This is a genomic window from Streptomyces sp. NPDC050743 (assembly GCF_044456925.1).
Taxonomy (GTDB): Bacteria; Actinomycetota; Actinomycetes; order Streptomycetales; family Streptomycetaceae; genus Streptomyces.
On the sequence record NZ_JBITGJ010000006.1, the window covers coordinates 110222 to 132811 of the forward strand.

22 protein-coding genes and 1 pseudogene are annotated in these 22590 nt (G+C 70.4%); 10 read left to right on the forward strand and 13 right to left on the reverse strand.

The genetic code is table 11. The features are described from left to right. Positions 1-262: 262 nt before the first annotated feature. The 3 genes from ACIBJF_RS09540 to ACIBJF_RS09550 are packed head-to-tail and all read right to left on the reverse strand — an operon-like array spanning position 263 to position 1909. Positions 263-1012, reverse strand: coding sequence for a VOC family protein (locus ACIBJF_RS09540; protein WP_399173120.1), 750 nt, complete (start codon positions 1010-1012; stop codon positions 263-265). Between the two features lie 43 nt (positions 1013-1055). Beyond that, positions 1056-1472, reverse strand: a complete 417-nt coding sequence (locus tag ACIBJF_RS09545) for a VOC family protein (protein WP_351799586.1) — start codon at positions 1470-1472, stop codon at positions 1056-1058. A gap of 38 nt (positions 1473-1510) precedes the next feature. Further along, on the reverse strand, positions 1511-1909 hold the full coding sequence (locus ACIBJF_RS09550) for a helix-turn-helix transcriptional regulator (protein WP_399173121.1): 399 nt from the start codon (positions 1907-1909) through the stop codon (positions 1511-1513). A gap of 139 nt (positions 1910-2048) precedes the next feature. On the opposite strand from ACIBJF_RS09550, the gene ACIBJF_RS09555 reads away from it, so the two are divergent. Both ACIBJF_RS09555 and ACIBJF_RS09560 read left to right on the forward strand, forming a co-directional pair. Beyond that, complete coding sequence (locus tag ACIBJF_RS09555) at positions 2049-3203, forward strand: anion permease (protein ID WP_399173122.1); 1155 nt, start codon at positions 2049-2051, stop codon at positions 3201-3203. A 17-nt stretch (positions 3204-3220) separates the two neighbouring features. Next, positions 3221-3457: a hypothetical protein gene (locus ACIBJF_RS09560; protein ID WP_399173123.1), complete on the forward strand. Its 237-nt coding sequence runs from the start codon at positions 3221-3223 to the stop codon at positions 3455-3457. A 79-nt stretch (positions 3458-3536) separates the two neighbouring features. Here the strand turns inward: ACIBJF_RS09560 and ACIBJF_RS09565 are convergent, their stop codons facing one another. After that, the gene (locus ACIBJF_RS09565; RefSeq protein ID WP_399173124.1) at positions 3537-4598 is read right to left on the reverse strand and encodes a LacI family DNA-binding transcriptional regulator; all 1062 of its coding nucleotides are present in this window, start codon (positions 4596-4598) and stop codon (positions 3537-3539) included. A gap of 276 nt (positions 4599-4874) precedes the next feature. On the opposite strand from ACIBJF_RS09565, the gene ACIBJF_RS09570 reads away from it, so the two are divergent. The 4 genes from ACIBJF_RS09570 to ACIBJF_RS09585 are packed head-to-tail and all read left to right on the forward strand — an operon-like array spanning position 4875 to position 9721. Continuing rightward, positions 4875-6173 (forward strand): ABC transporter substrate-binding protein, encoded by a 1299-nt coding sequence (locus tag ACIBJF_RS09570; protein ID WP_399173125.1) that lies wholly within the window; start codon positions 4875-4877, stop codon positions 6171-6173. A gap of 11 nt (positions 6174-6184) precedes the next feature. Further along, complete coding sequence (locus tag ACIBJF_RS09575; RefSeq protein WP_399173126.1) at positions 6185-7225, forward strand: carbohydrate ABC transporter permease; 1041 nt, start codon at positions 6185-6187, stop codon at positions 7223-7225. After that, positions 7222-8055 carry a carbohydrate ABC transporter permease gene (locus ACIBJF_RS09580; RefSeq protein ID WP_399173127.1) on the forward strand — a complete coding sequence of 278 codons (834 nt, stop codon included), beginning with the start codon at positions 7222-7224 and terminating at the stop codon, positions 8053-8055. The genes ACIBJF_RS09575 and ACIBJF_RS09580 overlap by 4 nt, the downstream gene beginning before the upstream one ends. A 28-nt stretch (positions 8056-8083) precedes the next feature. Further along, the gene (locus tag ACIBJF_RS09585) at positions 8084-9721 is read left to right on the forward strand and encodes a glycoside hydrolase family 13 protein (protein WP_399173128.1); all 1638 of its coding nucleotides are present in this window, start codon (positions 8084-8086) and stop codon (positions 9719-9721) included. Positions 9722-10085: 364 nt separating this feature from the next. On the opposite strand, the gene ACIBJF_RS09590 is transcribed toward ACIBJF_RS09585, so the two are convergent. Both ACIBJF_RS09590 and ACIBJF_RS09595 read right to left on the reverse strand, forming a co-directional pair. Beyond that, positions 10086-10850 (reverse strand): response regulator, encoded by a 765-nt coding sequence (locus tag ACIBJF_RS09590; protein ID WP_399173239.1) that lies wholly within the window; start codon positions 10848-10850, stop codon positions 10086-10088. Between the two features lie 47 nt (positions 10851-10897). Next, positions 10898-11782 carry a sensor histidine kinase gene (locus ACIBJF_RS09595; protein WP_399173129.1) on the reverse strand — a complete coding sequence of 295 codons (885 nt, stop codon included), beginning with the start codon at positions 11780-11782 and terminating at the stop codon, positions 10898-10900. 128 nt (positions 11783-11910) lie between these two features. Here ACIBJF_RS09595 and ACIBJF_RS09600 point away from each other — a divergent pair, with 128 nt between their 5' ends. Together ACIBJF_RS09600 and ACIBJF_RS09605 are read left to right on the forward strand one after the other, a co-directional pair. Next, positions 11911-12654, forward strand: a complete 744-nt coding sequence (locus tag ACIBJF_RS09600) for an ABC transporter ATP-binding protein (protein ID WP_399173130.1) — start codon at positions 11911-11913, stop codon at positions 12652-12654. Beyond that, complete coding sequence (locus ACIBJF_RS09605) at positions 12651-14996, forward strand: FtsX-like permease family protein (protein ID WP_399173132.1); 2346 nt, start codon at positions 12651-12653, stop codon at positions 14994-14996. Before ACIBJF_RS09600 ends, ACIBJF_RS09605 begins: the two co-directional genes overlap by 4 nt. A gap of 68 nt (positions 14997-15064) precedes the next feature. Here ACIBJF_RS09605 and ACIBJF_RS09610 read toward each other — a convergent pair whose 3' ends face one another. The 5 genes from ACIBJF_RS09610 to ACIBJF_RS09630 are packed head-to-tail and all read right to left on the reverse strand — an operon-like array spanning position 15065 to position 18038. Beyond that, positions 15065-15589: an NUDIX domain-containing protein gene (locus tag ACIBJF_RS09610; RefSeq protein WP_399173133.1), complete on the reverse strand. Its 525-nt coding sequence runs from the start codon at positions 15587-15589 to the stop codon at positions 15065-15067. A gap of 17 nt (positions 15590-15606) precedes the next feature. Then, positions 15607-15966 carry an ASCH domain-containing protein gene (locus ACIBJF_RS09615; protein ID WP_399173134.1) on the reverse strand — a complete coding sequence of 120 codons (360 nt, stop codon included), beginning with the start codon at positions 15964-15966 and terminating at the stop codon, positions 15607-15609. Next, a complete protein-coding gene (locus ACIBJF_RS09620) occupies positions 15963-17078 on the reverse strand; it encodes a hypothetical protein (protein ID WP_399173135.1) in 1116 nt (371 codons plus the stop codon). The genes ACIBJF_RS09615 and ACIBJF_RS09620 overlap by 4 nt, the downstream gene beginning before the upstream one ends. 28 nt (positions 17079-17106) lie before the next feature. After that, positions 17107-17583 carry a hypothetical protein gene (locus tag ACIBJF_RS09625; protein WP_399173136.1) on the reverse strand — a complete coding sequence of 159 codons (477 nt, stop codon included), beginning with the start codon at positions 17581-17583 and terminating at the stop codon, positions 17107-17109. Beyond that, positions 17577-18038: an ATP-binding protein gene (locus tag ACIBJF_RS09630; protein WP_399173137.1), complete on the reverse strand. Its 462-nt coding sequence runs from the start codon at positions 18036-18038 to the stop codon at positions 17577-17579. The genes ACIBJF_RS09625 and ACIBJF_RS09630 overlap by 7 nt, the downstream gene beginning before the upstream one ends. A 104-nt stretch (positions 18039-18142) precedes the next feature. Here ACIBJF_RS09630 and ACIBJF_RS09635 point away from each other — a divergent pair, with 104 nt between their 5' ends. Next, on the forward strand, positions 18143-19471 hold the full coding sequence (locus ACIBJF_RS09635; protein WP_399173138.1) for a helix-turn-helix domain-containing protein: 1329 nt from the start codon (positions 18143-18145) through the stop codon (positions 19469-19471). Then, on the forward strand, positions 19468-20286 hold the full coding sequence (locus tag ACIBJF_RS09640) for a class I SAM-dependent methyltransferase (RefSeq protein WP_399173139.1): 819 nt from the start codon (positions 19468-19470) through the stop codon (positions 20284-20286). The genes ACIBJF_RS09635 and ACIBJF_RS09640 overlap by 4 nt, the downstream gene beginning before the upstream one ends. Before the next feature lie 12 nt (positions 20287-20298). On the opposite strand, the pseudogene ACIBJF_RS09645 reads toward ACIBJF_RS09640, so the two are convergent. Both ACIBJF_RS09645 and ACIBJF_RS09650 read right to left on the reverse strand, forming a co-directional pair. Beyond that, positions 20299-21991: pseudogene (locus ACIBJF_RS09645) on the reverse strand (relaxase/mobilization nuclease domain-containing protein). Continuing rightward, positions 21981-22493, reverse strand: a complete 513-nt coding sequence (locus ACIBJF_RS09650; protein WP_399173140.1) for a hypothetical protein — start codon at positions 22491-22493, stop codon at positions 21981-21983. Before ACIBJF_RS09650 ends, ACIBJF_RS09645 begins: the two are co-directional and overlap by 11 nt. Positions 22494-22590 lie beyond the last annotated feature (97 nt).

Here is a 22590-nt window from a genome sequence, read left to right on the forward strand (position 1 = left end):
TCCGCCGGCGGTTTTGGGCGAGGCCTTCTCTCGTACGGGGGTCGTGTGCCTCTACGGGACGACGGCTCGCTGACCGGTGTCCGTCGCCCGTCTCAGCGGCCGGCGTCCGGCGGGCCGCCGGGTGCCCGGCGCCTGCGGCGGCGGGGCGACGACCGTTCCTGTCCGCCGAGTCCGCCGGCGGTTTTGGGCGAGGCCTTCTCTCGTACGGGGGTCGTGTGCCTCTACGGGACGACGGCTCGCTGACCGGTGTCCGTCGCCCGTCTCACCGGCCGGCGTCCGGCAGGCCGCCGGTGTCCGGGGCGCGGCCGGTCAGGCAGTAGGCGCCGCCCGCCGGGTCGCGCAGCACCGTCCAGTGCGGGCCCCCGCCCACCACGACGGCGCCGTGTTGCTCGTGCCGGGCGCGGACGGCGGCGAGGTCCGCGCAGGCCAGGTCGAGGTGGGCGGAGGCGGGGCGCTCGCCGTCGAGCCGCTGGAGCAGGATCCGCACGGGCAGCCCCGCCGGCGGCTTCAGCACCTCGAACTCCGGCCGCGACCCCTTCAGCCGCTCCCAGCCGGTGAGACCGGCCCAGAAGTCCGACTCGGCGGCGTACGCCGACGGCGGGATGTCCAGGCACACCTGGTCCAGCCGGCTGCCCGCCACCACCGGCGGCCGTACCGCCTCCCCGTGCCAGGGCACGGCACAGAACAACTGCCCCGCGGGAGAACGCAGTACGGCCCAGTCGCCGTGGTCCGCCACCGGCTCCGCGCCAAGTTCCAGGGCCGCTCCGGTCACTTCCCGTACGTCCTCGGCGCAGAGGTCGAGATGGGCGCCGCCGTCGCCTTCGGTGACGCCCTGGAGCTTCACACACGCGTCCGCGCCTGCCGCCTCCTCGGGCAGCAGCGTCATGAACTCGCCCCGCTCGCCCCGGGGTTCGGAGGCGCGGGTGCCGGTGACGGCGGTCCAGAAGGCGCGCGCCTCGGGCAGCCGCTCGGCGGGCCGGTCGACGAAGGCGTACGTCCAGCGAATGATCACGGCCTGGAGTCTAGGCGCGAACCCCCCGAGGGCACGCGGACTTTCACTCCGCGGGCCGCTGGAGGAAGCGCAGCTGGTTGCCCGCCGGGTCCCGGAAGGCACAGTCGCGCACCCCGTACGGCTGGTCCGTCGGCTCCTGGAGCACATCGGCGCCGGACTCCCGCACCCGCTCGAACAGCGCGTCGCAGTCCTCGGTCGTGAAGATGACACCCCTCAGCATGCCCTTGGCCAGCAGCTCCGCGAGCGCCTGCCGGTCGGCGGGGGAGGCGTCCGGGTTCGCGCCGGGCGGCTCCAGCACGATCTCGACGTCCGGTTGCAGCGGCGAGCCCAGCGTCACCCAGCGCATGCCCTCGAAGCCCACGTCGTTGCGGACCTCCAGGCCGAGCACGTCACGGTAGAAGGCGAGCGCCTTGTCATGGTCGTCCACCGCGATGAAGCACTGCTTGAGTTTCACGTCCATGCGCTCACGCTAGGCCCATCCGGGCCGGGGCGCGCGGTTCAGTACGAGCGGCGGCGTGGGCGGGTGAACGTACGGGCCACGCAGGACGGGATCACCGCGCTCTCCTCGTGGTCACGGGCCCGGTAGGCGCTCGGCGTCTCCCCGACCAGCTCGGTGAAGCGGGAGCTGAAGGAGCCGAGCGACGTACACCCCACGGCGAGGCACACCTCGGTCACGGTGAGGTCGCCGCGGCGGAGCAGCGCCTTGGCGCGCTCGATCCTGCGGGTCATCAGATAGCTGTACGGCGTCTCCCCGAAGGCCTTGCGGAAGCTGCGCTGGAAGTGGCCCGGGGACATGTGGGCGCCCCGGGCCAGCTCGGTCATGTCGAGCGGCTCGGCGTACTCACGGTCCATGCGGTCGCGCACGCGCCGCAGCCGTCTGAGGTCCTCCAGGGTCACGTCCACAGCTTGGCACAGGGCACCGGCATCGAGAGATGAAACGATTTCGCACAGGACTGCACAACAGGCTCCCTCATATTCGACACGTCGTTCGCCCTCGGTTCTCCGTGCACTGGCCGGCCGTTGCTTGCTTTGGGGAATGGACCACATCACGTTCCTCGTGGCGGTCGTCATCGTCACGGCACTGGCGTTCGACTTCACGAACGGGTTCCACGACACCGCGAACGCGATGGCCACCTCCATCGCCACCGGCGCCCTCAAGCCGCGCACCGCGGTCCTGGTCAGCGGGGTCCTCAACATCGCCGGGGCCTTCCTCTCCACCGAGGTGGCCAAGACGATCTCCGGCGGGATCGTCGACGACACCCTGGTCAGCCCGGCGATGATCTTCGCGGGGCTGGTCGGCGCGATCCTGTGGAACCTGCTGACCTGGCTCGCCGGGCTGCCCTCCAGCTCCTCCCACGCCCTCTTCGGCGGCCTGATCGGCGCGGTCTGGGTCGGTGCGGGCTCCCACGGCGTGCACTTCGACAAGGTCGTCGACAAGGTGCTGATCCCGGCCGTGGCCTCGCCGGTGGTGGCCGGCGTGGCCGCCCTGGTCGCCACCTACCTCGCCTACAAGCTCTCCGCCCGTGCCCGCCAGGACTCGGTGACCAGGGGCTTCCGCCTCGGTCAGATCGCCTCCGCCTCCCTGGTGTCCCTCGCGCACGGCACCAACGACGCGCAGAAGACGATGGGCGTGATCACGCTGACCCTGATCTCGGCGGGCGCGCTCGGCCATGACGCGGGCCCGCCGGTCTGGGTGATCGGCGCGGCGGGCCTCGCCATCGGTCTCGGCACCTACCTGGGCGGCTGGCGCATCATCCGCACCATGGGCAAGGGCCTGGCGGAGATCCAGTCACCGCAGGGCTTCGCCGCCGAGACGGCTTCCACGACCGTGATCCTCACCTCGGCCCACCTGGGCTTCGCGCTGTCCACGACCCAGGTCGCCTCGGGCAGCATCCTCGGCGCGGGGCTGGGCCGCCGCCTCGCGGAGGTCCGCTGGGGCGTGGCCGGCCGTATGGTGCTGGCCTGGCTGATCACCCTGCCCGCCGCCGCGCTGGTCGGCGGCCTCGCGGCGAGCGTGGTCAAGCACGGCGGCGACCTCGGTACGGCGGTCATCGCCCTGGTCGCCCTGGCCCTCGCCGGCGCCATCGTCGCCGCGTCCCGCCGTAACCCGGTGCGCGCCGACAACGTCAACGACCACCACGAGGTCACCGTCCGCACCCCGGCCCCGACGAACGTCGGCACGGCCGCCTGAACCCTCGGGGAGCCCCCATGCATGTCGACTGGTCCGTCCTCGGCAAGGTCGCCGCGGTCAGCCTCGGTGTCACCGTCGCCGTGGTCGTCGTCTTCACCTTCGGCGTCCTGGGCCTGTCCCGGGCCGAAGCCGAGCGCGCCGAAGCCGGAGCCGGAGCCGCCACCGTGGGCCGGGCCCTGGCCGGCCTGTGCTTCCTCGCCTGCGCGGCGGTGGTGGCGTACGGGATCTATCTGATCGTGCCGCAGTTCCACTGACGGCGAGTCCGCACGAGCAGGGGCCCGGTCGAGGGGGAACAGACCGGGCCCCTTTCCCGGACTCGTCCGGCGGAAGGCGTCAGGCGCGCGGAGGTTCGCCGTCGGTGTCCCGCTCGCCGTGCGGGGCGGGCGCGGTGGTGGCCCGTGGGATCAGATGGGTGGGCAGCACGATGTGCTGCTCGTGGTCCGCCTCGGAGTCGTCGATGAGGCTCAGGGCCAGCCGGCCGGCCTCGCGGCCGATGTCCGAGGGCGACTGGGCGATGGTGGACAGGTCGAACCAGTCGGCCGCCGGCTGGTCGTCGAAGCCCAGGACGGACATCTGCGCGGGTACCTCGATGTGGGTACGGCGCAGGGCCCGGATGACGGCGACGGCGACCTGGTCCTGTTCGGCGAAGACGGCGGTGGGCGGCTCGCGCAGGCTCAGCAGCTTTCCGAGCGCTTCCGCGGTGGCCCGTTTGTCGCCGACCGGCAGTCCGGCCACGAGGTCGTCGTCGAGCGGGATGCCCGCTTCGGTGAGCGCCTGCTGGTAGCCGAGCAGCCGCTCGTTGGAGCTGAACGAGAAGCCGCTCGCGCCCACCGTCTTGAGGAAGGCGATCCGGCGGTGGCCCAGGTGGAGCAGGTGCCGGGTGCCGTGCAGGGCGCCGGCGACGTCGTCGACGTACACGCTGGGGCGGCCGTCGACGTGCTGGCTCACATAGATGACCGGCATCCCGAGGGTGTCCAGCCGGTCCGTCTCCTCCTCGGTGAGGTCGAAGGAGAAGACCAGGAGCGCGTCGGCGTTCCGGCGGGCGGGCAGCCGGTCGAAGAACGAGGTGCGCTCGGCGAGGTCGGGTATCACGTAGACCGTCAGCTCCATGCCCGCCGCCCGCAGCAGCGGGGCCAGGCTGGAGAGGGCCGAGCCCATGAACCACGCGTTGAGGGTGGGGACGAGCACCGCCACGGTCCCGGTCCTGCCCGTGACAAGGCTCGCGGCCTGTCGGGAGACGGCGAAGTTCAGTTCGCGGGCGGCCTGTTCGACGCGGGCGCGGATCTCCGGCGAGACGGTGGTCATGCCGCGCAGGGTCCGCGAGACGGTGGACGTGGACACCCCGGCCCGTTCGGCGACGTCAGCCATCGTGGGGTGTCGCTGAGCTGGTGGCATGTAACGGACGGTAGCACAGCGAGCCCTGTTCAGAGGCCCCGTGAGACAGCGCTTTCATGGCGCGGAGCGTCCTGCTGCCGTCTCGTTACCCGGAAGTAACGCATTGACTTCCGTCTACGCCACTCCTACCGTGCAAGCGTTGTCTCGACCCCAGTCAAATCCTTTTCCTGTGGGCGCAGGAAAGTGGCTTTGACCTGCGTGTTTGATCAAGAAGTTGCCGTGACAACGCAGTCTCGCAACAGCGTCGCCTCAGGTTCCGCACGACCAGGAGAGACAGTGAAGACCACAACCGCCAGAGCCCTTCGATGCTCGGCCGCGCTCGCCGCCGCCGGACTCCTCCTCGCCGCCTGCGGCTCGTCCGACGACGGCGGTGCCACGGGGAAGTCCGGGTCCACCTCCTTCACCGGCCGCGGGCCCATCACCTACGTGGCCGGCAAGGACACCACCGGCGCGGTCCAGCCGGTCCTCGACCAGTGGAACAAGCTGCACCCCAAGGAGAAGGTCACCTTCATCCAGCTGCCGACGGACGCCGACGCGCAGCGCCAGCAGATGATCCAGAACGCGGAGACGAAGTCCGACGCCTACACGGTGCTCTCCCTGGACGTCGTGTGGACGTCGGAGTTCGCCGCCCACCAGTGGATCGACAGGCTGCCCGAGGGGAGCTTCCCGCTGGACAAGATGCTCAAGCCGGTGGTGGAGACGGCGAAGTACCGCGGCGGTCTGTACGCGGCCCCGGCCAGTTCCGACGGCGGACTGCTGTACTACCGCACCGACCTGCTCAAGCACGCCGGAGTCACCAAGCCCCCGACGACCTGGGCGGAGATGAAGGCCGACTGCGCCAAGGTGAAGAAGCTGCCCGAGGCCAAGGGCATGTCCTGCTACGCCGGGCAGTTCCAGAAGTACGAGGGCCTGACGGTGAACTTCTCCGAGGCCGTGAACTCCGCCGGCGGTTCCGTCACCGACGCGAACGGCAAGCCCGACGTCGACACCCCCGAGGCGGCGAAGGGACTGGACTTCCTCGCCGGCTCCTTCCGGGACGGGACGATCCCCAAGGCGGGGATCACCTACCAGGAGGAGGACGGCCGGCAGGCGTTCCAGGCCGGCAAGCTGGTCTTCCTGCGCAACTGGCCGTACATGTACGCGCTCGCCGGCAAGAGCGGGGTGGCCGGCAAGTACGCCGTCGCGCCGCTGCCCGGCCTGAACGGACCCGGCGCCTCCAGCCTGGGCGGTCACAACCTGGCCCTGTCGTCCTTCGCCAAGAACAAGGCCACGGCGCTGGACTTCATGAAGTTCTACAGCGGCGAGACCACCGCGAAGACCTTCCTGGAGAAGGCCTCCCTCGCCCCGCCGTACGCGGCTCTGTACGACGACCCGTCACTGTCCCGGCAGTATCCGTACCTTCCGGTCCTCAAGCAGTCGATTCTGCGCGCCGTGCCGCGCCCGCGCGTCGTTCAGTACGGCGATGTCACCTCGGCGGTCCAGCAGGAGGCGTACGCGGCGCTGACCGGCACCAAGAGCAGCGCCCAGGCGCTGAAGGACCTGCAGCGGGAGCTGCTCAAGGCCACGGCGCAGTGAGGGGCGGGGCCATGACCGACATCGAGATCCCGCCAGGATCCGCCGCCGACGAGTCCCACCCCCCGTCCCGTACACCGGTGAAGGCCCTGCGGTCCCGCTCCCGGGCCCGCGCCACGGCCGGTGCCGGGCGGATGGCGGCCCTGCTGGTGTCCCCGACGCTGCTGGTCCTGACGATCGTCGTGCTGTACCCGACGGTGATGGCGCTGCGGGAGTCGCTGTACGGGGCGAAGGGGCTGGACCCGAAGACCGGCTTCATCCGCAGCACCGAGCCGTTCGTCGGGCTGAGGAACTACGCTGACATCTTCGGCGCGGCCGGGGACCGGTTCTGGAACGCCTTCTGGAACACCACCTTCTTCACCGTCGTCACCGTCGGTCTGGAGACGGTGATCGGTGTGGCCATGGCCCTGATCATGCACCGTGCGTTCAGCGGCCGGGCCCTGGTCCGGGCGAGCATCCTCATCCCCTGGGCGGTGCCCACGGCCATCTCCGGCCTGCTGTGGCGGTGGATCTTCAACAGCGACGGCATCGCCAACGCCCTGATCGGCCACCAGATCCTGTGGACCACCGAGGGCTTCCACGCCAAGGTCGCGGTCATCGTCGCCGAGGTGTGGAAGACCGCCCCGTTCATCGGGCTGCTGGTCCTGGCCGGACTGCAGGTGATCCCGAACGAGGTCTACGAGGCGGCCCGCATCGACGGTGCCCGGGCGCTGCGCCGGTTCTGGCACATCACGCTGCCGCTGGTGAAGCCCGCCCTGCTGGTGGCGATGCTGTTCCGCTGCATGGACGCGCTGCGGATGTTCGACCTGCCCTACATCCTCATCGGCGCGCAGAAGAACTCGGTGGAAACCCTGTCCATGCTGGCGCAGAACGAGGCGTCCAACGTCCGCTTCGGGCCCGCCTCCGCCTACGCGGTCCTGCTCTTCCTGTACGTCTTCCTCATCGCGCTCGCCTTCGTACGGCTGCTCGGCGCCGATCTCGTCGGCGACACCGGCGGCAGCCGTCGCAGGAGAGGCAGGCTCGTGTCCGCACGCCGCGCGGAGGTGACGGCATGACGACCACGGCGAAATGGCGCGGCCGGCTGCTGTACGTGGGGGTCGCCGCGGTGGTGGCCTACTGCCTGGCCCCGTTCTACTGGATGCTGGTCTCCAGCCTGCGCCGTACCTCCGACATCTTCGACACCTCGCTGGTGCCGTCCCCGGCGTCCTTCGCGAACTACCGGTCGCTGTTCGGCGCCTCCCAGGGGTTCACCCGGGCGCTGCTCAACAGCCTGGTCGTGGCCGGCACGACCACCGTGCTGGCGCTGGCGCTGGCCACGTTCACCGCCTATGCGATGGCCCGGCTGGAGTTCCGGTTCAAGCGGCTGATCCTCACCCTGATCATCGCCACCTCGATGTTCCCGGTGGTGTCGATCGTGGTCCCGCTGCTGAAGCTGTTCACGGACTTCGGCTGGATCAACACCTACCAGGCCATGATCGTGCCGAGCATGTCCTTCGCGCTGCCGCTGGCGGTGTGGAACCTGACCACGTTCTTCCGGCAGATGCCGGACGAACTGGAGCACGCCGCCATGGTCGACGGCTGCACCCGCGGCCAGGCGTTCCGCAAGGTCATCATCCCGCTCGCCGCGCCCGGCATCTTCACCACCGCGATCATCACCTTCATCGCCGCCTGGAACGAGTTCCTCATCGCCCTGTCGATGACCAACCGGCCGAACATGCAGACCGCACCGGTCGCCATCTCCAAGTTCACCGGCGCCACGACGTACGAGACCCCGTTCGGCAGCCAGATGGCCGCGGGCGTCCTCGTCACGATCCCGCTGGTGGTCATGGTGCTGCTCTTCCAGCGCCGCATCGTCGCCGGCCTGACGGCCGGTGCCGCGAAGTGAACCCCTCTTCTAAGGAGCACCACACCTGATGCCCGGTACCGCACCCTGGTGGCGCAGCGCCGTCATCTACCAGGTCTACATCCGCAGCTTCGCCGACGGGAACGGTGACGGCATCGGTGACATCGCCGGCATCCGCTCCCGCCTGCCGTACCTGAAGTCGCTGGGCGTGGACGCCCTCTGGATCAACCCGTGGTACAAGTCGCCGCAGGCGGACCACGGTTACGACGTGGCTGACTACCGTGCGATCGACCCGCTGTTCGGCAGCGTCGCCGAGGCCGAGCAGCTCATCGAGGAAGCCCACCGGCACGGGATCCGCATCATCCCCGACATGGTGCCCAACCACACCTCCGACCAGCACGCCTGGTTCCAGGCGGCGTTGGCGGCGGGCCCGGGCAGCCCGGAGCGCGAGCGCTACGTCTTCCGCCCCGGCCGCGGCACCGACGGCGACCTGCCGCCCAACGACTGGGTGTCCTCCTTCGGCGGCCCGGCCTGGACCCGGCTGCCGGACGGGGAGTGGTACCTGCGCCTCTTCGCCCCCCAGCAGCCCGACCTGAACTGGCAACACCCCGAGGTGCGGGCCGAGTTCGAGTCGATCCTGCGGTTCTGGTTCGCGCGGGGCGTGGACGGCTTCCGTATCGACGTGGCGCACGGACTGATCAAGCACCCCGAACTGCCCGACCTGCCGCCGCGCCCGGCCGGGGCCGACCGGCGCCGGCCCCACCTCGACCACCCGCACTGGGACCGCGACGAGGTCCACGACGTCTACCGCGCCTGGCGCAAGGTGGCCGACGAGTTCCCCGGCGACCGGTGCTTCGTCGCCGAGGCCTGGGCCGACACCCCCGAACGGCTGGCCGCCTACGTCCGCACCGACGGCCTGCACACCGCGTTCAACTTCGACTTCCTGATGTCCAGTTGGGACCCGAAGGACCTGCGCACGGTCATCGACGACTCCCTCGCCATGCTCGGCGCGGTCGGCGCGCCCGCCACCTGGGTGCTCTCCAACCACGACGTCATGCGCCACGCCAGCCGGTACGGCCGCAGGGCGACCAAGCGCTGGGTGGCCAACGAGCGCTACGAACCCGAAGGCCCCCTCGACCTGGAACTGGGCACCCGCCGCGCCCGGGCCGCCGCCCTCCTCATGCTCGCCCTGCCCGGCGGCGCCTACATCTACCAGGGCGAGGAACTCGGCCTGCCGGAGGTCGAGGACCTGCCCGAGGCGGTGCTGCAGGACCCCGTCTGGGAACGCTCCGGCCACACCGACCGCGGCCGTGACGGCTGCCGGGTGCCGATCCCCTGGTCCGGGCGGAGCGCACCGTACGGCTTCAGCCCCGAGGACGCCTCCGCCGCGCCCTGGCTGCCGCAACCCGCGGACTGGGCCGCACGCACCGTCGAGGCGCAGACCGGCGACGAGACCTCCATGTTGGAGCTCTACCGCGCCGCGCTGCGCCGCCGCCGCGAGCACCCCGCCCTCGGCGACGGCACCCTCACCTGGCTGGACGCCCCCGCCGGAGTCCTCGCCTTCCGCCGCGACCCCGGTTTCGTCTGCGTGGTCAACCTCTCCACCGAGCCGTACCCCCTCCCCGACCACACCGCGATCCTGCTGACCAGCGGCCCCGTGGAGAACGGCCACTTGGCCCCCGACCAGGCGGCCTGGCTCACGGTGTAGCACGTCCCCGGCGGCCTCGGCCGCCGCGCTGTCCGCACACAGGCAAGGGGCCCGGTCGGAGCAACCGACCGGGCCCCTTTGGCAAGGGAGAGAAAGCCTCAGGCCTTCTTGGTCTCCTAGTAGTGGGCCAGGTCGGTGACCTGCGGAGATGTTTGCTTCGGGTCGCTGACCTGGCCTTTTGGTGATTGGTGGCGATGGGGGGCGACGATCTTGAGCGGGTGTCCTGCGGACTGGGTGCGGACTGCTGTCGGCTCGGCGCCATCTCCGTGATCACGGACTTGTCATGGCTCTCGTGACGGATGCGGAGCCCCGAGACTGTCACTCACAGGCCGATCCCGGACTTCACCCTGCCGTGGAAGCAGTGTCAGTCGGCGGCGGAGCCGCCGCGGGTGACCAGGCCCGTTTCGTAGGCGAGGACGACGGCCTGGGCGCGGTCGCGCAGGGCGAGCTTGGTGAAGATCCGGGCGACGTGGGTCTTCACGGTGGACTCGCTGAGAGTGAGGGCTTCGGCGAGTTCGGTGTTCGAGAGGCCCCGGCCCATGAGGGCCAGTACCTCGAGTTCGCGGGGCGTCAACGGAGCCAGGTCGCGGTGGATCGCGGGTGTGCAGGCCGCGGCTGCCAGTGGCGTGCGGCGGAGGGCCGTACCGGCGGCCCGGTCGGCCTCGTGGGCGCTTGCGTAGCGCTCGACCAGGCGGCGGGTGATCGAGGGGGCGAGTAGTGCGTCGCCGGTGTTCACCAGTCGCACGGATGCGGCGAGGTGGGCGGCGGTGACGTCCTTGAGGAGGAAGCCACTCGCCCCGGCGGCGAGCGCCGCGTAGACGTAGCGGTCGAGGTCGAAGGTGGTGAGCATGAGCACCCGACAGTGTGGGACAAGCCGGAGGACGCGTTTGGCGGCTTCCAGACCGTCCAGGTTGGGCATCCGGATGTCCATCAGGAGGACGTCCGGGTGCAGCCGCTCGGCTTCCGCGACGGCCTGTACGCCGTCTGCGGCCTCGCCGACGACCTCGATGCCGCGCGAGGCGAGGATGAGGCGGAAGCCGGTTCGGATGAGTTCCTCGTCGTCGGCGATGAGGACGCGCGGACCACCCGTCTCTCGGCTCGGGTTCGGATCCGGGGCATGGGAGTTCAGAACCGGGCCAGGGGTGTGGAGGTCGCGTTGGTCTGGGGCGGACTCGGTCACGGGCGCTCCAGGGGGATGCGGGCGCGGACGCGGTAGCCGCCGCCTATGCGGCGCCGGGCGTCGAAGCGGCCGCCGTAGACGGCGACTCGCTCGCGGAGACCGATCAGGCCGCGTCCCGCTCCGTCGTCCCGGTGTTCGTGGGCACTGGGTCTGGCCCCCCTGCTCGCGCTGTCGGCGGACAGCACGCTCGGTCCGCTGTTGAGTACCTCGACCCGCAGACTGCCGTCGGCATAGCGCACCGTCACGGTCGCCGTGCCGCCGTCACCGTACTTGAGTGCGTTGGTCAGCCCCTCCTGGATGATTCGGTAGGCGGTGACGTCGATGCCAGGCGCCAGCGGGCGCGGTTCACCCGAAATGCGCACCTCGACCGGGAGGCCGGCGAAGGCGATTCGGTCGACGAGGGTGCCCAGTTGGCTCAGGCTCGGCTGCGGAGCGAGCCCGGAGAGCTCTCCTTCGCCATACTCCGATGCGCGGTCATCGTCATCGCCGTCGGGAGACGGCGCCAGTAGGCCCAGCAGATGCCGCAGTTCGGTCATCGCGTCGCGTCCGGCACCCTCGACGGCCTGCAGTGCGGCCTCGGCCGCGTCGGGCAGGGTAGCCAGTACCTCGCGGGCGGCGGTCGCCTGAACGACCATCAGGCTGACCTTGTGGCTGACGATGTCGTGCAACTCGCGGGCGATGCGGGCACGCTCGGCCGCCACCGCCGTGCGGGCGGCGGCCTCCCGTTCCCGCTCCAGCAGCCAGCGCCGGTCCTCCAGAACCTGGCGGTGGCGGTGGCGGGCGCGCGTCAGCAGCACGGCGGTACCCCCGGCCACGACCAGGCTCACCGCCGCGGAGGCTGCGAGCAGCCCGCATGCTCCCGATGTCCACACGGAGCTCATCGTGCCAGGTAGCCGGAGAGTGAGCGTCCCTCTGCGGGTCCACCCCGTACATCCCCAGGATGACCGTCGCCGCGGGTTACCTCCGCGGGCTGACGCCCGGACGGTCCAGGCCGCCTACCGTCCCTGCCATGAAAGCCGAAGACATCAGCGGCCCGGCCTTGGACGTCGGCCCGGCTGCTGCGCGCGACCAGGAAGTCGTCCGGGTGAGTGGCCTGCGCAAGGAGTACGGCGACACCTCCGCCCTGAACGGGGTGTCGCTGGAGATCGGGGCCGGGGAGGCGGTGGCGGTGATGGGTCCGTCCGGCTGCGGCAAGTCCACCTTGCTCAACATGATCGCAGGGCTGGACCGTCCGAGCGCCGGGTTGGTGCGCGTCCACGGCGAGGACCTGGGCGAAATCAACGAGAGAGGGCTGGCGCTATTCCGGCGCCGCCGGATCGGCATGATCTTCCAGTTCTTCAACCTCATCGACGACCTGCCCGCGATCGACAACGTCGCCCTGTCAGCCCAGCTCACCGGAACGCCGGTCCGTCAGGCCCGGCGCCGGGCCCTGGAGTTGTTGGACGAACTCGGCATCGCCGACCGTAAGAACGTCTATCCCGCCGCGCTCAGCGGCGGGGAGCGTCAGAGGGTGGCCGTGGCCCGCGCGCTGATGAACCGTCCCGTGCTGCTGCTGGCCGACGAGCCGACCGGCGCGCTGGACAGTCACACAGGCGAGCAGGTGATGGACCTGCTCATCGACCTCAACGAACTTGGCCAGACCCTGCTGCTCGTGACGCACGACGAGCGGCTGGCCACCCGCTGTGCCAGCCGCCTGGTGACCATGGCGGACGGCCGGATCACCGGCGAGCGGACCGTGGAGCGGTCGGCATGAGCGCGGTGTGGCGAGCCTCTCGCGCGGCGGTGCGCCGCCGCCGGCTGCAGACTGCTGTGATCGGGGTGGTGGTCCTCGTCTCCAGCATGGCCCTCGTGGTCGCTCTCGGCCTGCTGGACGTCGCGTCCGGCCCCTTCGACCGGCTCTTCGGCCAGGCGCACGGGGCGCACGCCGTCGCCACCTTCGACGCGGCGAAGATTTCCCGTGCCGAGCTGGCACGGACCGGGCGCCGACCGGGAGTACGGGCCTCGGCCGGGCCGTTTCCGGAAGCCGTGGTCGAGGTGCCGCAGAACGCGGCGTCCCAGATGCTCGGGGTGGCGCCCGGCCCCTTGACCGTGGTGGGGCGGGCGGACCCCGGTGGTCCGGTCGACCGGTTGGATCTCTTCGCCGGACACTGGGCCACCAGCCCCGGCCAGGTCGTCCTGGCGTTCCCCGACGCCCCCGGGTTGGGCCAGGGGCCCAACTCGCCGATCGGCAAGCGCATCCAACTGCCCGGGCTGCCCCCGCTGACCGTCGTGGGCCTTGCATCCAGCGTGAGCGAGACTGCACAGGCATGGGTCTCCCCGCAGCAGATAACGGTCCTGCACCCCACCGCGTACCAGATGCTGTACCGCTTCGACCAAGCTACGACAGCCCGCCAGATCACCGTGTACACCACAGCGGCGACCGCCGGCCTGCCGCCCGGATCGCTGCTCGCCCACCAGTCGTATCTGACGCTGAAGGCGCAGGTCGCCTCCAAGCCCAACGCGTTCGTGCCATTCCTCATGGTCTTCGGGATCCTCGGTCTGCTGGTGGCGGTGCTGATCGTGGGCAATGTGGTGAGCGGTGCCGTCGTGTCCGGCTTCCGGCACATCGGTGTGCTCAAATCCGTCGGATTCACGCCCAACCAGGTCGTCGCTGTCTACCTCGTGATGGTCTGCGTCCCGGCGACCTCGGGCGCGGTGGCCGGGACCGCCCTCGGCGCGGTGCTGGCACAACCACTGCTGCACCAGGTCTTCACGGGCGCGGATCTGGGCACCGGGATGGTCACGCCGGCGATCGCCTCCTGGGTGTACGTGGCCACGGCGCTTGGCATGCCGGCAGTCGTGTTGCTGGCCGCACTGATTCCGGCACTGCGCGCGCACCGCCTGTCTGCGGCACGTGCGATCAGCGCGGGCAGTGCACCCGGTGGCGGACGGGGGCTGGCGGTGCAGCGGTGGTTGACCGGGGTGCGGCTGCCGCGCTCGGTGACCCTGGGCCTGGGTCTGCCCTTCGCCCGGCCTGGACGGGCGCTGCTCACCGTCTGCTCGGTGCTGCTCGGCGTGGCGACGGTGACGCTCGCCACCGGCCTGTCGGCCACTATGGTCTCCTACGGCGACGCGGTCGAGGGCGTCGGCAAGGTGCAGGTGATCGTCTCGCGCGGAGAAGCCAGGTCCGGGCAGACCGTCCCGCAGCACAGCGACGCCGCGGCACAGGCGCTGCTGCGCGGTCTGCCGCACGCGGCGGGCGTAGCTGCCGTCGGTTACGCCAACGTGCGGCTGCTCGGGCAGAGCCAGGACGTAACGATCGAGGGTGTGCGCGGGGGCCGGTCCGCTCTCCAGGACGACCTGGCCAGAGGCCGCTGGATGCGTGGGCCCGGCGAGGCGGTGGCCTCGGGCCGATTCCTGTCCAAGTACGGTCTGCGGCTCGGTGACTCCATGACATTGGGCACGGCGGACGGCCGGCAGGAGCGCGTGGCCCTTGTCGGGGAGGTCGTGTCCGGGGCGGCGGACTGGATGCGCGCGGACTGGGCGACGGTGACCGCCCTGGCACCAGGCGCGCAGGCTGACCAGTACTGGGTGCGGCTCAGCCCCGGAACCGATGTCAGCACGTACATGAAGGCCGTTCGGACCGCTGATCCCGGGCTGTACCCGAGCGCGAAGACATCTGTGAACGCCGGGGCCGTGACCGTGATCGGCTCCGCGTCCGCTCTGACCCTGATGCTGACGGTGGTCGCCGCGATGGGGGTGTTCAACACCGTCGTACTGAGCAGCCGGGAGCGGCGGCGCGATCTGGGGATGCTGAAGTCGATCGGCATGACACCACGGCAGGCCACCGCGATGCTGGTGGTGTCCATGGCTGGGCTCGGTCTGGTCGGCGGGATCCTGGGTCTGCCGATGGGAGTCGCGGCCTACCGTGTGGTCATTCCGATGACCGAGGACAGTGCCCACCTCGCCTTCCCGGACCGGATGCTGGACGTGTGGCACCCGGGGAACATGGCGCTGCTGGCCCTGGCCGGGGTGGCGATCGCCGCACTGGGCGCGGTGATACCGGCGAGAGCGGCGGCTCGGCAGACCATCGCCCGGGTCCTGCACACCGAGTGACGGCCGCTCCGCGTTGGAATGGGAACGCCGACACCGGTCCCTTCAACTCATGAGGGGCATCGGCGTTCCTATCGCCAGCCGTCGAGGGAGACTTCCGGACCACCCACGAGGTAACGGTGGAGAGCACTGGCGCTGGTGTCCACGAACTCCGCGGGGATGGCGTCGGCATCGACCCAGCGGACCTGGGCGTGCTTGCGAGGTTCGCGGTTTTCGGGCACGCCGGTCCATTCGTGGGCGGTGAAGACGACGGTGAGGAAGCCGTTGGGGGCTTCGACGCCCCAGGCGCCGTGGATGATGTGGGCGACCTTGAGGGAATCCGGCTTCACGGTCAGGCCGGTCTCCTCGTACAACTCCCGCACTGCCGTCTCGGTGATGGGTTCGCCGGGTTCGCTCTTGCCGACGGGGAGGTCCCACATGCCCTGGGCGAATTTGGCGTTCTGGCTGCGTTGGAGGAGGACGACTCGGTTGGTGGCCTTGTCGTGGACGATGACGGCGGCGACCAGCAGGGTCATGGATTCGAGGGCGGGCGGCAGGGCTTTGGGCTGGTCGTCGGACTGCGGCTGAGCCACGGTTATGTTCCTTCGTCGACCCATTGGTGGATAGCGTTGGCCTAATAATCAGCGGTACGTTCGATTTCGATGGCCAGAGCGCCAAGGGCCTCCTTCTTGGGCGGGTAGATGGCTCGGATGTTGTTGAGCTGCTGTTCCCGAGTGGCGGTCGGATTGACGTTGACCGGTCCCTCGCCGTCGAGCAGGGCCTCGAAATCGGCGTACTCCGTGACCCGTTTGACCTTCACGTCGCAGGTCTCATCGGTGCCCTTGATACGGAAGCGGATGGTGTCGCCGGCACCAAGACCATCGAGGTGCGGGTACTTGACCCGCACCTCGATGGTCTTGGTGCCCGCGGCGACGAGGTCGAAGTACTGGCGGTAGAGGTTGAGCTCGTGGATGCGGGCGGTGGTGTCGGTCATGGGGCGGGAACGCTCCTGGTGGCTGGTGCGGTCATCATGCGGCTGATCTCGGCGGCCGAGTAGGCGCGGAAGAAGTGCCGGGGATCGGACAGCAAGATATCGGTCACGGCCAGTAGTTGCTCTACATACTCCGCGATGGTGCCGGGCCACTGACGGGTGTCGAGCATCCAGTCAGCTGCACCTTCTGGTAGAGGTGCACGGCCTTCGCGGATCAGTGATTTGGACAGCTTGGCGCCGGTGTGGGTGACGACCTGTGGGCAGAACAGACGGGCGGGGAGCTGGGCGCGGGTGAGGCCGATTGCCTGGAGGGCTTCGTCGACCAGGTGGGAGCCGAAGACCCAGTCGCCACCCTTGACCATGACGTGGAGCGTGCCGTGAGGGTTGGACAGGGCGACTTCCTTGACCGCGTTGCGGTACAGGGTGGCCAGGTCGAGGTAGGCGCCTGTGGTTGGGGTGATGGTTGCCTGGTAGGGGCCGTGGTGGAGGCACACGGCAGCGACCCGCGCGGTCTCGCGGTCGGTGAGGTGGGCGCGGGTGCGTTCGGCGTGTTTCTCGGCCCAGCCGCAGCCAGGATGCGGGCAGGGGATGCGCAGGTGTGGGGTGCCGGTGGAGGGCGCGAGCCACCAGCGGGCGGCGTCAAGGCGGGGGAGGAGCCGCAGCCAAGTGCGGCGGAAGTGTTCGCCGGCCTGCTGTTGACTGTAGGTCTCGACCCGGTGTGGGATGCCGAGGCGCCGGGACAGTGCGGTGAACAGGGGTTGGTAGAGGGCGATGACGAGGTCGGTCAGGGCGTCGCGGCCGAGAGCTTGGGCGTAGGCGCGCTGGTAACGGTGACCGCTGACCGAGTCGGTGGTCAACTCGTAGGGGGCGTTGTCGAGGGCGCTGAAGAGGACCTCGGCGGGGATGCCGAAGCGATCGCGCAGGCGGGCAGCCATGGCGAAGGCCAGGGACTGTACGAGGGAGGTGCCGATGTGCGGAGCGCCGTTGATCTGTGTACCGACGACCAGCACGATTCGCTCCGGCGGGGTGGCCAGGATGCGCGGGGTCAGCACGTCCTCGGCGTGGTGGAGGGCGTTGGCGAGGACAGTGTTCGGTGAGACGGGGTAGGTCGTCACGGGATGTCCCCCTGGGGTGGGTTGGGGTTCATTCGGATTGGGTGTGGCCGAAGAGCAGGCGCTGGCGGAGCGTGACGCGGTTCAGGTAGGCGTCGATCTCTGCTGTTGTGGCGCTGCGGGAGAGCGGGTCCAGGCCCAGGACGAGGGCCACCGGGGTTCCCTGGCCGAGCAGCAGAGTCCAGGGACGGCCTGAGGGGATGCGTTTGCGGTAAGGGGTGCCGTCGAAACGCAAGGCCACCTCGGTCGGAGTGATTTGACGCAGGCGTGGCCCGATGTCGGGTGGAGGTGCGGTGGCGGGACCGAGGCGCAGAGCGTCGGCGACGGCGCGCATGCGTTGCTCGATGACGACCGTCGTCTCGTACGTACTGCGGGGTGGTTGAGGGACGAGTAGGAGGCAGCACAGTGTGGCGCCGTTTGGAGTGGTGTCCAGCCATGTGGTGGTGACGAGAGAGGCGATCAACCCAGCCGTTGGGATCGAGGACTTGGCGCTCGCGGGCATCAGCATGCGGGCACCGCGCGTCGGTGGAAGGCGGCCCAGACGCACTTGCCGGGGCCCTGGCGTTCCTCCACGCCCCAGTGGTCGGCAACTGCGGACACGAGCAGAAGGCCGCGGCCGTCGTCAGCGGTGTCCCGTGCCTCCTGCTTTTCGGGTCTGCCCTTGCCGCCGTCGTGTACTTCGATGCGCAGCAAGGTGGCGTGCAGTTCGACGCGCACAAGGACCTGACCGCCCGCAGGGGCTCCGTGCAGGACGGCGTTGGTCGCGAGTTCGGAGGTGCACAGCTGGATGTCGTCGAGGCGTTCGGTCCGGCCCCACTGGGTAAGGGTCGCGGCGACGAAGGAGCGGGCGGCGCTTGGGGTGGTTCGGCGCCGGTCGAAGAGCATCGTTTGGTGCTCGACGGCGCCGTCGAGGGCTTGGGCCGGTGTGAGGGTGTCCGGCTCGTCGGGCAGTGTGCTGGGCATGGCCAACAGCCAACCGCTGTCGCTCGTTCGGGTCGGGAGCCAGCGTGGGGGCCATACCGGGGGCCACTATGGGGGCCAGAACTCACGTGCTCCAGGGAGAGCGGATGGGCGACACGGGGATCGGCGCGTTGCTCGTTCGGCTGCGTACCGAGCGCGGCTGGACCCAGCAGCGGGTGGCCGATGAGTACAACGCCCTGGAGGGGCGTGCCGCCAAGACGGGTAAGGAGATCGGGCGTTACGAGCGTGAGGCGCGTATCCCGGTCCCGTACACCCGCAGACACCTGGCGCAGGTGTTCGGCGTCGACGTCGCAGTGCTCGACCGTGCTGTGGTGGTGAGCAAGAGTCGCCCGGGCGGAGACAGCGCCACAGGGGCCTCGATGGCGCTATCTGTGGCGCCTCAACGCTCGGGTGCGGGCGTCGTTTCAGCGGACGCGGCGGTGTCGGCCGACTTCGCCCGGTTCATCGCGCAACGCAACGCTGACGAGTTCGTCGTCGAGCAGTTGGAGGCCGATGTCGCCCGACTCGCCCGTGCCTATGTCAGCCACCCGCTGCTGGAACTGCATGTCGAGATCAAACGGCTGCGGGACGGGGTGTTCGCGTTACTGCGCGGGCGTCAGCGCCCCCAGCAGACCACCGACTTGTACGTCGCGGCCTCACGGTTGTGCGGGCTGTCCGCGCACGTCTGCCTGGACCTGGGTGACTACGATTCCGCGGCCACGCATGCCCGTACCGCCCGGGCCTGCGCGGAGGCGGCCGGGCACGAGGGGATGCTGGCCTGGGTACGGGCAGTGGAGTCCCTGATCGCCTACTGGACCGGGCGGTACGAACAAGCAGCGCGGCTGGCGCAGGCCGGCCGTCACCACCGGGCCAGCGGCACCATCGGAGCCCGGCTGGCGAGCCTGGAGGCACGGGCACTGGCCATAGCCGGCGACCGAGCGGGCGCGGTGGCGGCGCTGGCGGACGCCGAACGCTCTCGTGAAGCGATGCCTGGCCACGACGAGGTGCCGGGCCTCTTTGCCTTCCCGGCCGCCAAGCAGTTCGCGTACGCAGGGACGAGCTACCTGGCCGTGGGCGGGCGGGAGCATGTCCGGCGGGCCATCGCCAGCGCGGACACCGCGATCCGGCTCTACCGCAGCGCCGAGGACGACGACCAGTCGGTGGGTGACCTGTTCGCCGCCCATGTAGATCTCGCCCGTGGCCATCTGCTTCTGGGCGATCTGGACGGCACCGAGGCGATGCTCGGGTTCGTCCTCGAATCCCCGCCCGAGCGCATGTCGGCCAGCATCGTGCGCCGGCTCACTGCTCTGGGGCGGGAGCTGAGCGGGTCGCAGTACGGTGGAGCCGCGCAGACCGCTCACCTACGCGAACGAATCCAGCACACGGCCGTCCTCGCGGCCTCACCAGCTGCCCACCCTCCGGAGCTGCCGACGTGACCGAACTGTCCGCCGCACACGACGCCGCCGTCACCGACCGGAGCCGCCTCGCCGGGAGCGCCTACAGCAGTGACCGGGATCTGGCCGCCCGTCAGTCGCTCTACCAGTGGCAGGTGCCCCATTACGACCTCCCCGGCATCGTCGCCGAGCAGCTGAGCGGCGTAGGTGGGCGTGTAGTCGATGTCGGCTGCGGCAATGGCAAGTTCATTCAGCGGCTTCGCGACGAGCGGCCCGACCTGGCTCTGCTCGGCCTGGACATCGCTCCCGGCATCCTCGTCGGCGTGCCTGGTCCCGTCGCCGTGGCGGATGCCACTCGCCTGCCGCTGGCCACGGCGACCGTCGACGCCGCCCTGGCGCTGCACATGCTCTACCACGTCCCCGACATCCCCCAGGCTGTACGGGAACTGTCCCGGGTGGTTACCCGTGACGGGCTGGTGATCGCCTCCACCAACAGCGACCGGGACAAGGCCGAACTCGACGACCTGTGGCAGCGGGCCGCAGGCGACGTCCTCGGCACCGGACGTGGCCCGGCCCGCATCTCGCTCAGCGCCCGCTTCTCCCTGGAGAAGGCCGGGGCCTTGCTGGGCGAGCAGTTCGGGCGCGTGGAGACGATCGAACTGCCCGGCACCATCTCGGTCCACGAACCCGAGCCAGTCATCGCGCACATGGCGTCCTACGGGGCGTGGGCCGACCAGCACGAGGTGCCGTTTGAGGCCACGATCGAGCGGGCCCGCGCGATCCTCGCCGATCACATTGCCCAGCACGGGGCCTTCAAGGTCACATGCCTCGGCGGCATCCTCGTCTGCCGCCGCTGAGGGCCGACTCCCTTATCGGTGTCGGCTGCGTTCCGTCGGCCGTTCGCTCACCGCCGTGGGTGTGAGCTGTGGTGCTGGTGTGACTGGCGTGGCTGTTCGGGTGCTTCGACTGCGTGCGGCCTGAGCTCGCTTGTTCGGCTGGGCGGTGATGCGCCAGTTGAGGACTTCGGCGGGCTGTCCGGCGGTGTCGAGTTCTCGTTGGGCGGCGACTTCGACCAAGAGGCGCCGGGGATTGTGGCCGGCGGTCTCGGCGCGGGCGAGGGTTGTGGTCAGGGCCGGCCAGGCGGGGTCGGCGAGGATGCGGTCGGCGTGGTCTGGGAGGGCTGCGCGCAGGTCCTGCTCGAAACGGCGGACGGTGGCGCCGCGTGGGGCGCGGCGGGTGAGATCCGCCAGTACCGGCTCGCCGACCTGCTGGTAACCCGCCTGCAGATGGCGGAAGGCTGCCTCGGCAGCTGCTGCCTGCTGCTCGTGGCCGCGTTGTTCGTGCCACTTGGCGGCTGCCCGCGCGAGATGGAGCGCGGCGAAGATCAGGGCTATGGCGAGCCCGCCCGGACCGTGTGTGGCGTAGGCGAGTTCTCTGGCGGCTTCCCGCAGCGCGGTGGCGGCTTGGTGGTCGGCCTGGATCGTCGAGCGGCGGGCGCGGTTGAACACCCTTGCCGCCGCCTCCAGTTCGTCCCGGTGCGAGCCGTGAGTGGTGCGGGCCAGGTTGTGGAGGGCGTCGCCGAAGGCATCCAGGTGGCCCTGGGCCACAGCATCGTCGTCCGCATCGAGGGTGCCGTGGGCGTGGCGGATGGCGCTTTCAGCGCGGCTCCACGGCTCGGCTGGGTCCGCCACCGATTGAGGGCGGTCGGCCAGGTCCTGGGCGGGGAGACGTTCGCACAGGCGGTTGTAAGACAGGTCGGGGGCGAGCTTCGAGCCGCCGTACCAGACCGGCTCGCCGTTGGCCGTATCGCCGGGCGCGGCCAGGCTGTAGCCGGTCACCTCGCCGGTCTCGGGGCCGATGCGCGGCCTGACCTGGATGCCGAGGGAGCGCAGCACGGTGAAGTACTCGTCGATGCTGCGTACGGCGGCGGCGACCGCGTATGCCTGCTCGCGCAGCCACTCCCGTGCGGCCTGCTCCCGGCCCTGGCGCTCGGCCTTGGCCCGCTCGGCGCCGGTGGGGGTGCGCGGGGCGGTGAGATCGCCGGACTTCAGGCGGCGCAGCCCGAACTCAACCTCGATCTTGCGGCATTCGCGCTGGGCCCGCCAGCCGTCCCGGTTCGTACGGGGGCGGCGGCCGTCGGCGCGGACGGTGGTCGCGAGGATGTGGATGTGGTCGTCGGCGTGCCGTACTGCGATCCACCGACACGCCTTCTCGTCCCCCTCGGGGGCGATGCCCGTGGCAGCTACGACCCGGCGGGCGACTTCGGCCCACTCGATGTCGGTGAGGTAGCGGTCGCCGGGCGCGGTGCGCACGGGGCAGTGCCACACGTGCTGCTGCGGCTTCTCACCGCCCAGTTCACGGGTGCGCAGGTCGACGTGATGGTCCAGGCGCCGGGCCAGCTGGGTGTACGTAGCCTCGGGGTCGCGGCCGGGGGCCGGGGCGCCGGCCGTGTCCCAGGCGGTTACGATGTGTGGATTGGTGTGCTCGTCGCGCCGCCCCTTGCCGAACAGGTAGTTGATCAGGCCCGAGTGTGCTGGAGCCGGTGGAGACGTCAGGCACCATGCGGGATTCCCTCCGTCAGGAGCCGGTCGATGAGCTGATAGCTGTTCTCGGCTGCCTGCTCGACGAGGGCCAGCACGGCCTCGGCGTGCTCGGGAACAGTTCCGCGGTGGATGGCTCCGGTGATCTGGTTGAGGTTGTTGCCGGTGCGGTTAAGCGCGACCGTGTGAGCCTCGATGGCTTCGATCAGCGGGCGTATGGGATCGTCCTCCGGGCTCCCGATCAGACCTGCCTTGCCCAGGGCGACGGCCAGAGCGGCGTCGCCGACGAACCCTGCGAACTTCTGGCCACGCCGCTCGGCTTCCTCGGCGATGATCCGGACCGCGGTCGGGGTGAAGCGGACGGTCTTCTCCTGGTCGCGCTTCTCGGTGGTGCGCTTGCGGTTCATCAGCGCAGGGAGCGTCCGGGCTTCGGGCTCGCGCCACGAGGGCTGCTCGGCAAGCGGGGGTGTGTCGGCGGGCGGCTCGACGGATGAGGGCGCGGGGTCGGCGACGGGCGCGGTCATCCCCTTTGCCGGCTCGTGCGCCCGCTGGCGCTCGGCCTCCTCCCCCGCCACCCCTGGGGCGGGGGCAAGCGCGGACGAAGCCTCGTTAGAGGCTCGT

Bases quoted from the DNA above. Each gene is read 5' to 3' on its own strand.
- ACIBJF_RS09615 (WP_399173134.1), bottom strand. From the start codon at position 15,966: ATGACCGACACCACCGCCCGCATCCACGAGCTCAACCTCTACCGCCAG.
- ACIBJF_RS09565 (WP_399173124.1), bottom strand. From the start codon at position 4,598: ATGCCACCAGCTCAGCGACACCCCACGATGGCTGACGTCGCCGAACGG.
- ACIBJF_RS09580 (WP_399173127.1), top strand. From the start codon at position 7,222: ATGACGACCACGGCGAAATGGCGCGGCCGGCTGCTGTACGTGGGGGTC.
- ACIBJF_RS09635 (WP_399173138.1), top strand. From the start codon at position 18,143: ATGGGCGACACGGGGATCGGCGCGTTGCTCGTTCGGCTGCGTACCGAG.
- ACIBJF_RS09605 (WP_399173132.1), top strand. From the start codon at position 12,651: ATGAGCGCGGTGTGGCGAGCCTCTCGCGCGGCGGTGCGCCGCCGCCGG.
- ACIBJF_RS09555 (WP_399173122.1), top strand. From the start codon at position 2,049: ATGGACCACATCACGTTCCTCGTGGCGGTCGTCATCGTCACGGCACTG.
- ACIBJF_RS09545 (WP_351799586.1), bottom strand. From the start codon at position 1,472: ATGGACGTGAAACTCAAGCAGTGCTTCATCGCGGTGGACGACCATGAC.
- ACIBJF_RS09595 (WP_399173129.1), bottom strand. From the start codon at position 11,782: ATGAGCTCCGTGTGGACATCGGGAGCATGCGGGCTGCTCGCAGCCTCC.
- ACIBJF_RS09600 (WP_399173130.1), top strand. From the start codon at position 11,911: ATGAAAGCCGAAGACATCAGCGGCCCGGCCTTGGACGTCGGCCCGGCT.
- ACIBJF_RS09630 (WP_399173137.1), bottom strand. From the start codon at position 18,038: ATGCCCAGCACACTGCCCGACGAGCCGGACACCCTCACACCGGCCCAA.
- ACIBJF_RS09575 (WP_399173126.1), top strand. From the start codon at position 6,185: ATGACCGACATCGAGATCCCGCCAGGATCCGCCGCCGACGAGTCCCAC.
- ACIBJF_RS09560 (WP_399173123.1), top strand. From the start codon at position 3,221: ATGCATGTCGACTGGTCCGTCCTCGGCAAGGTCGCCGCGGTCAGCCTC.
- ACIBJF_RS09625 (WP_399173136.1), bottom strand. From the start codon at position 17,583: ATGCTGATGCCCGCGAGCGCCAAGTCCTCGATCCCAACGGCTGGGTTG.
- ACIBJF_RS09650 (WP_399173140.1), bottom strand. From the start codon at position 22,493: ATGACCGCGCCCGTCGCCGACCCCGCGCCCTCATCCGTCGAGCCGCCC.
- ACIBJF_RS09610 (WP_399173133.1), bottom strand. From the start codon at position 15,589: ATGGGTCGACGAAGGAACATAACCGTGGCTCAGCCGCAGTCCGACGAC.
- ACIBJF_RS09585 (WP_399173128.1), top strand. From the start codon at position 8,084: ATGCCCGGTACCGCACCCTGGTGGCGCAGCGCCGTCATCTACCAGGTC.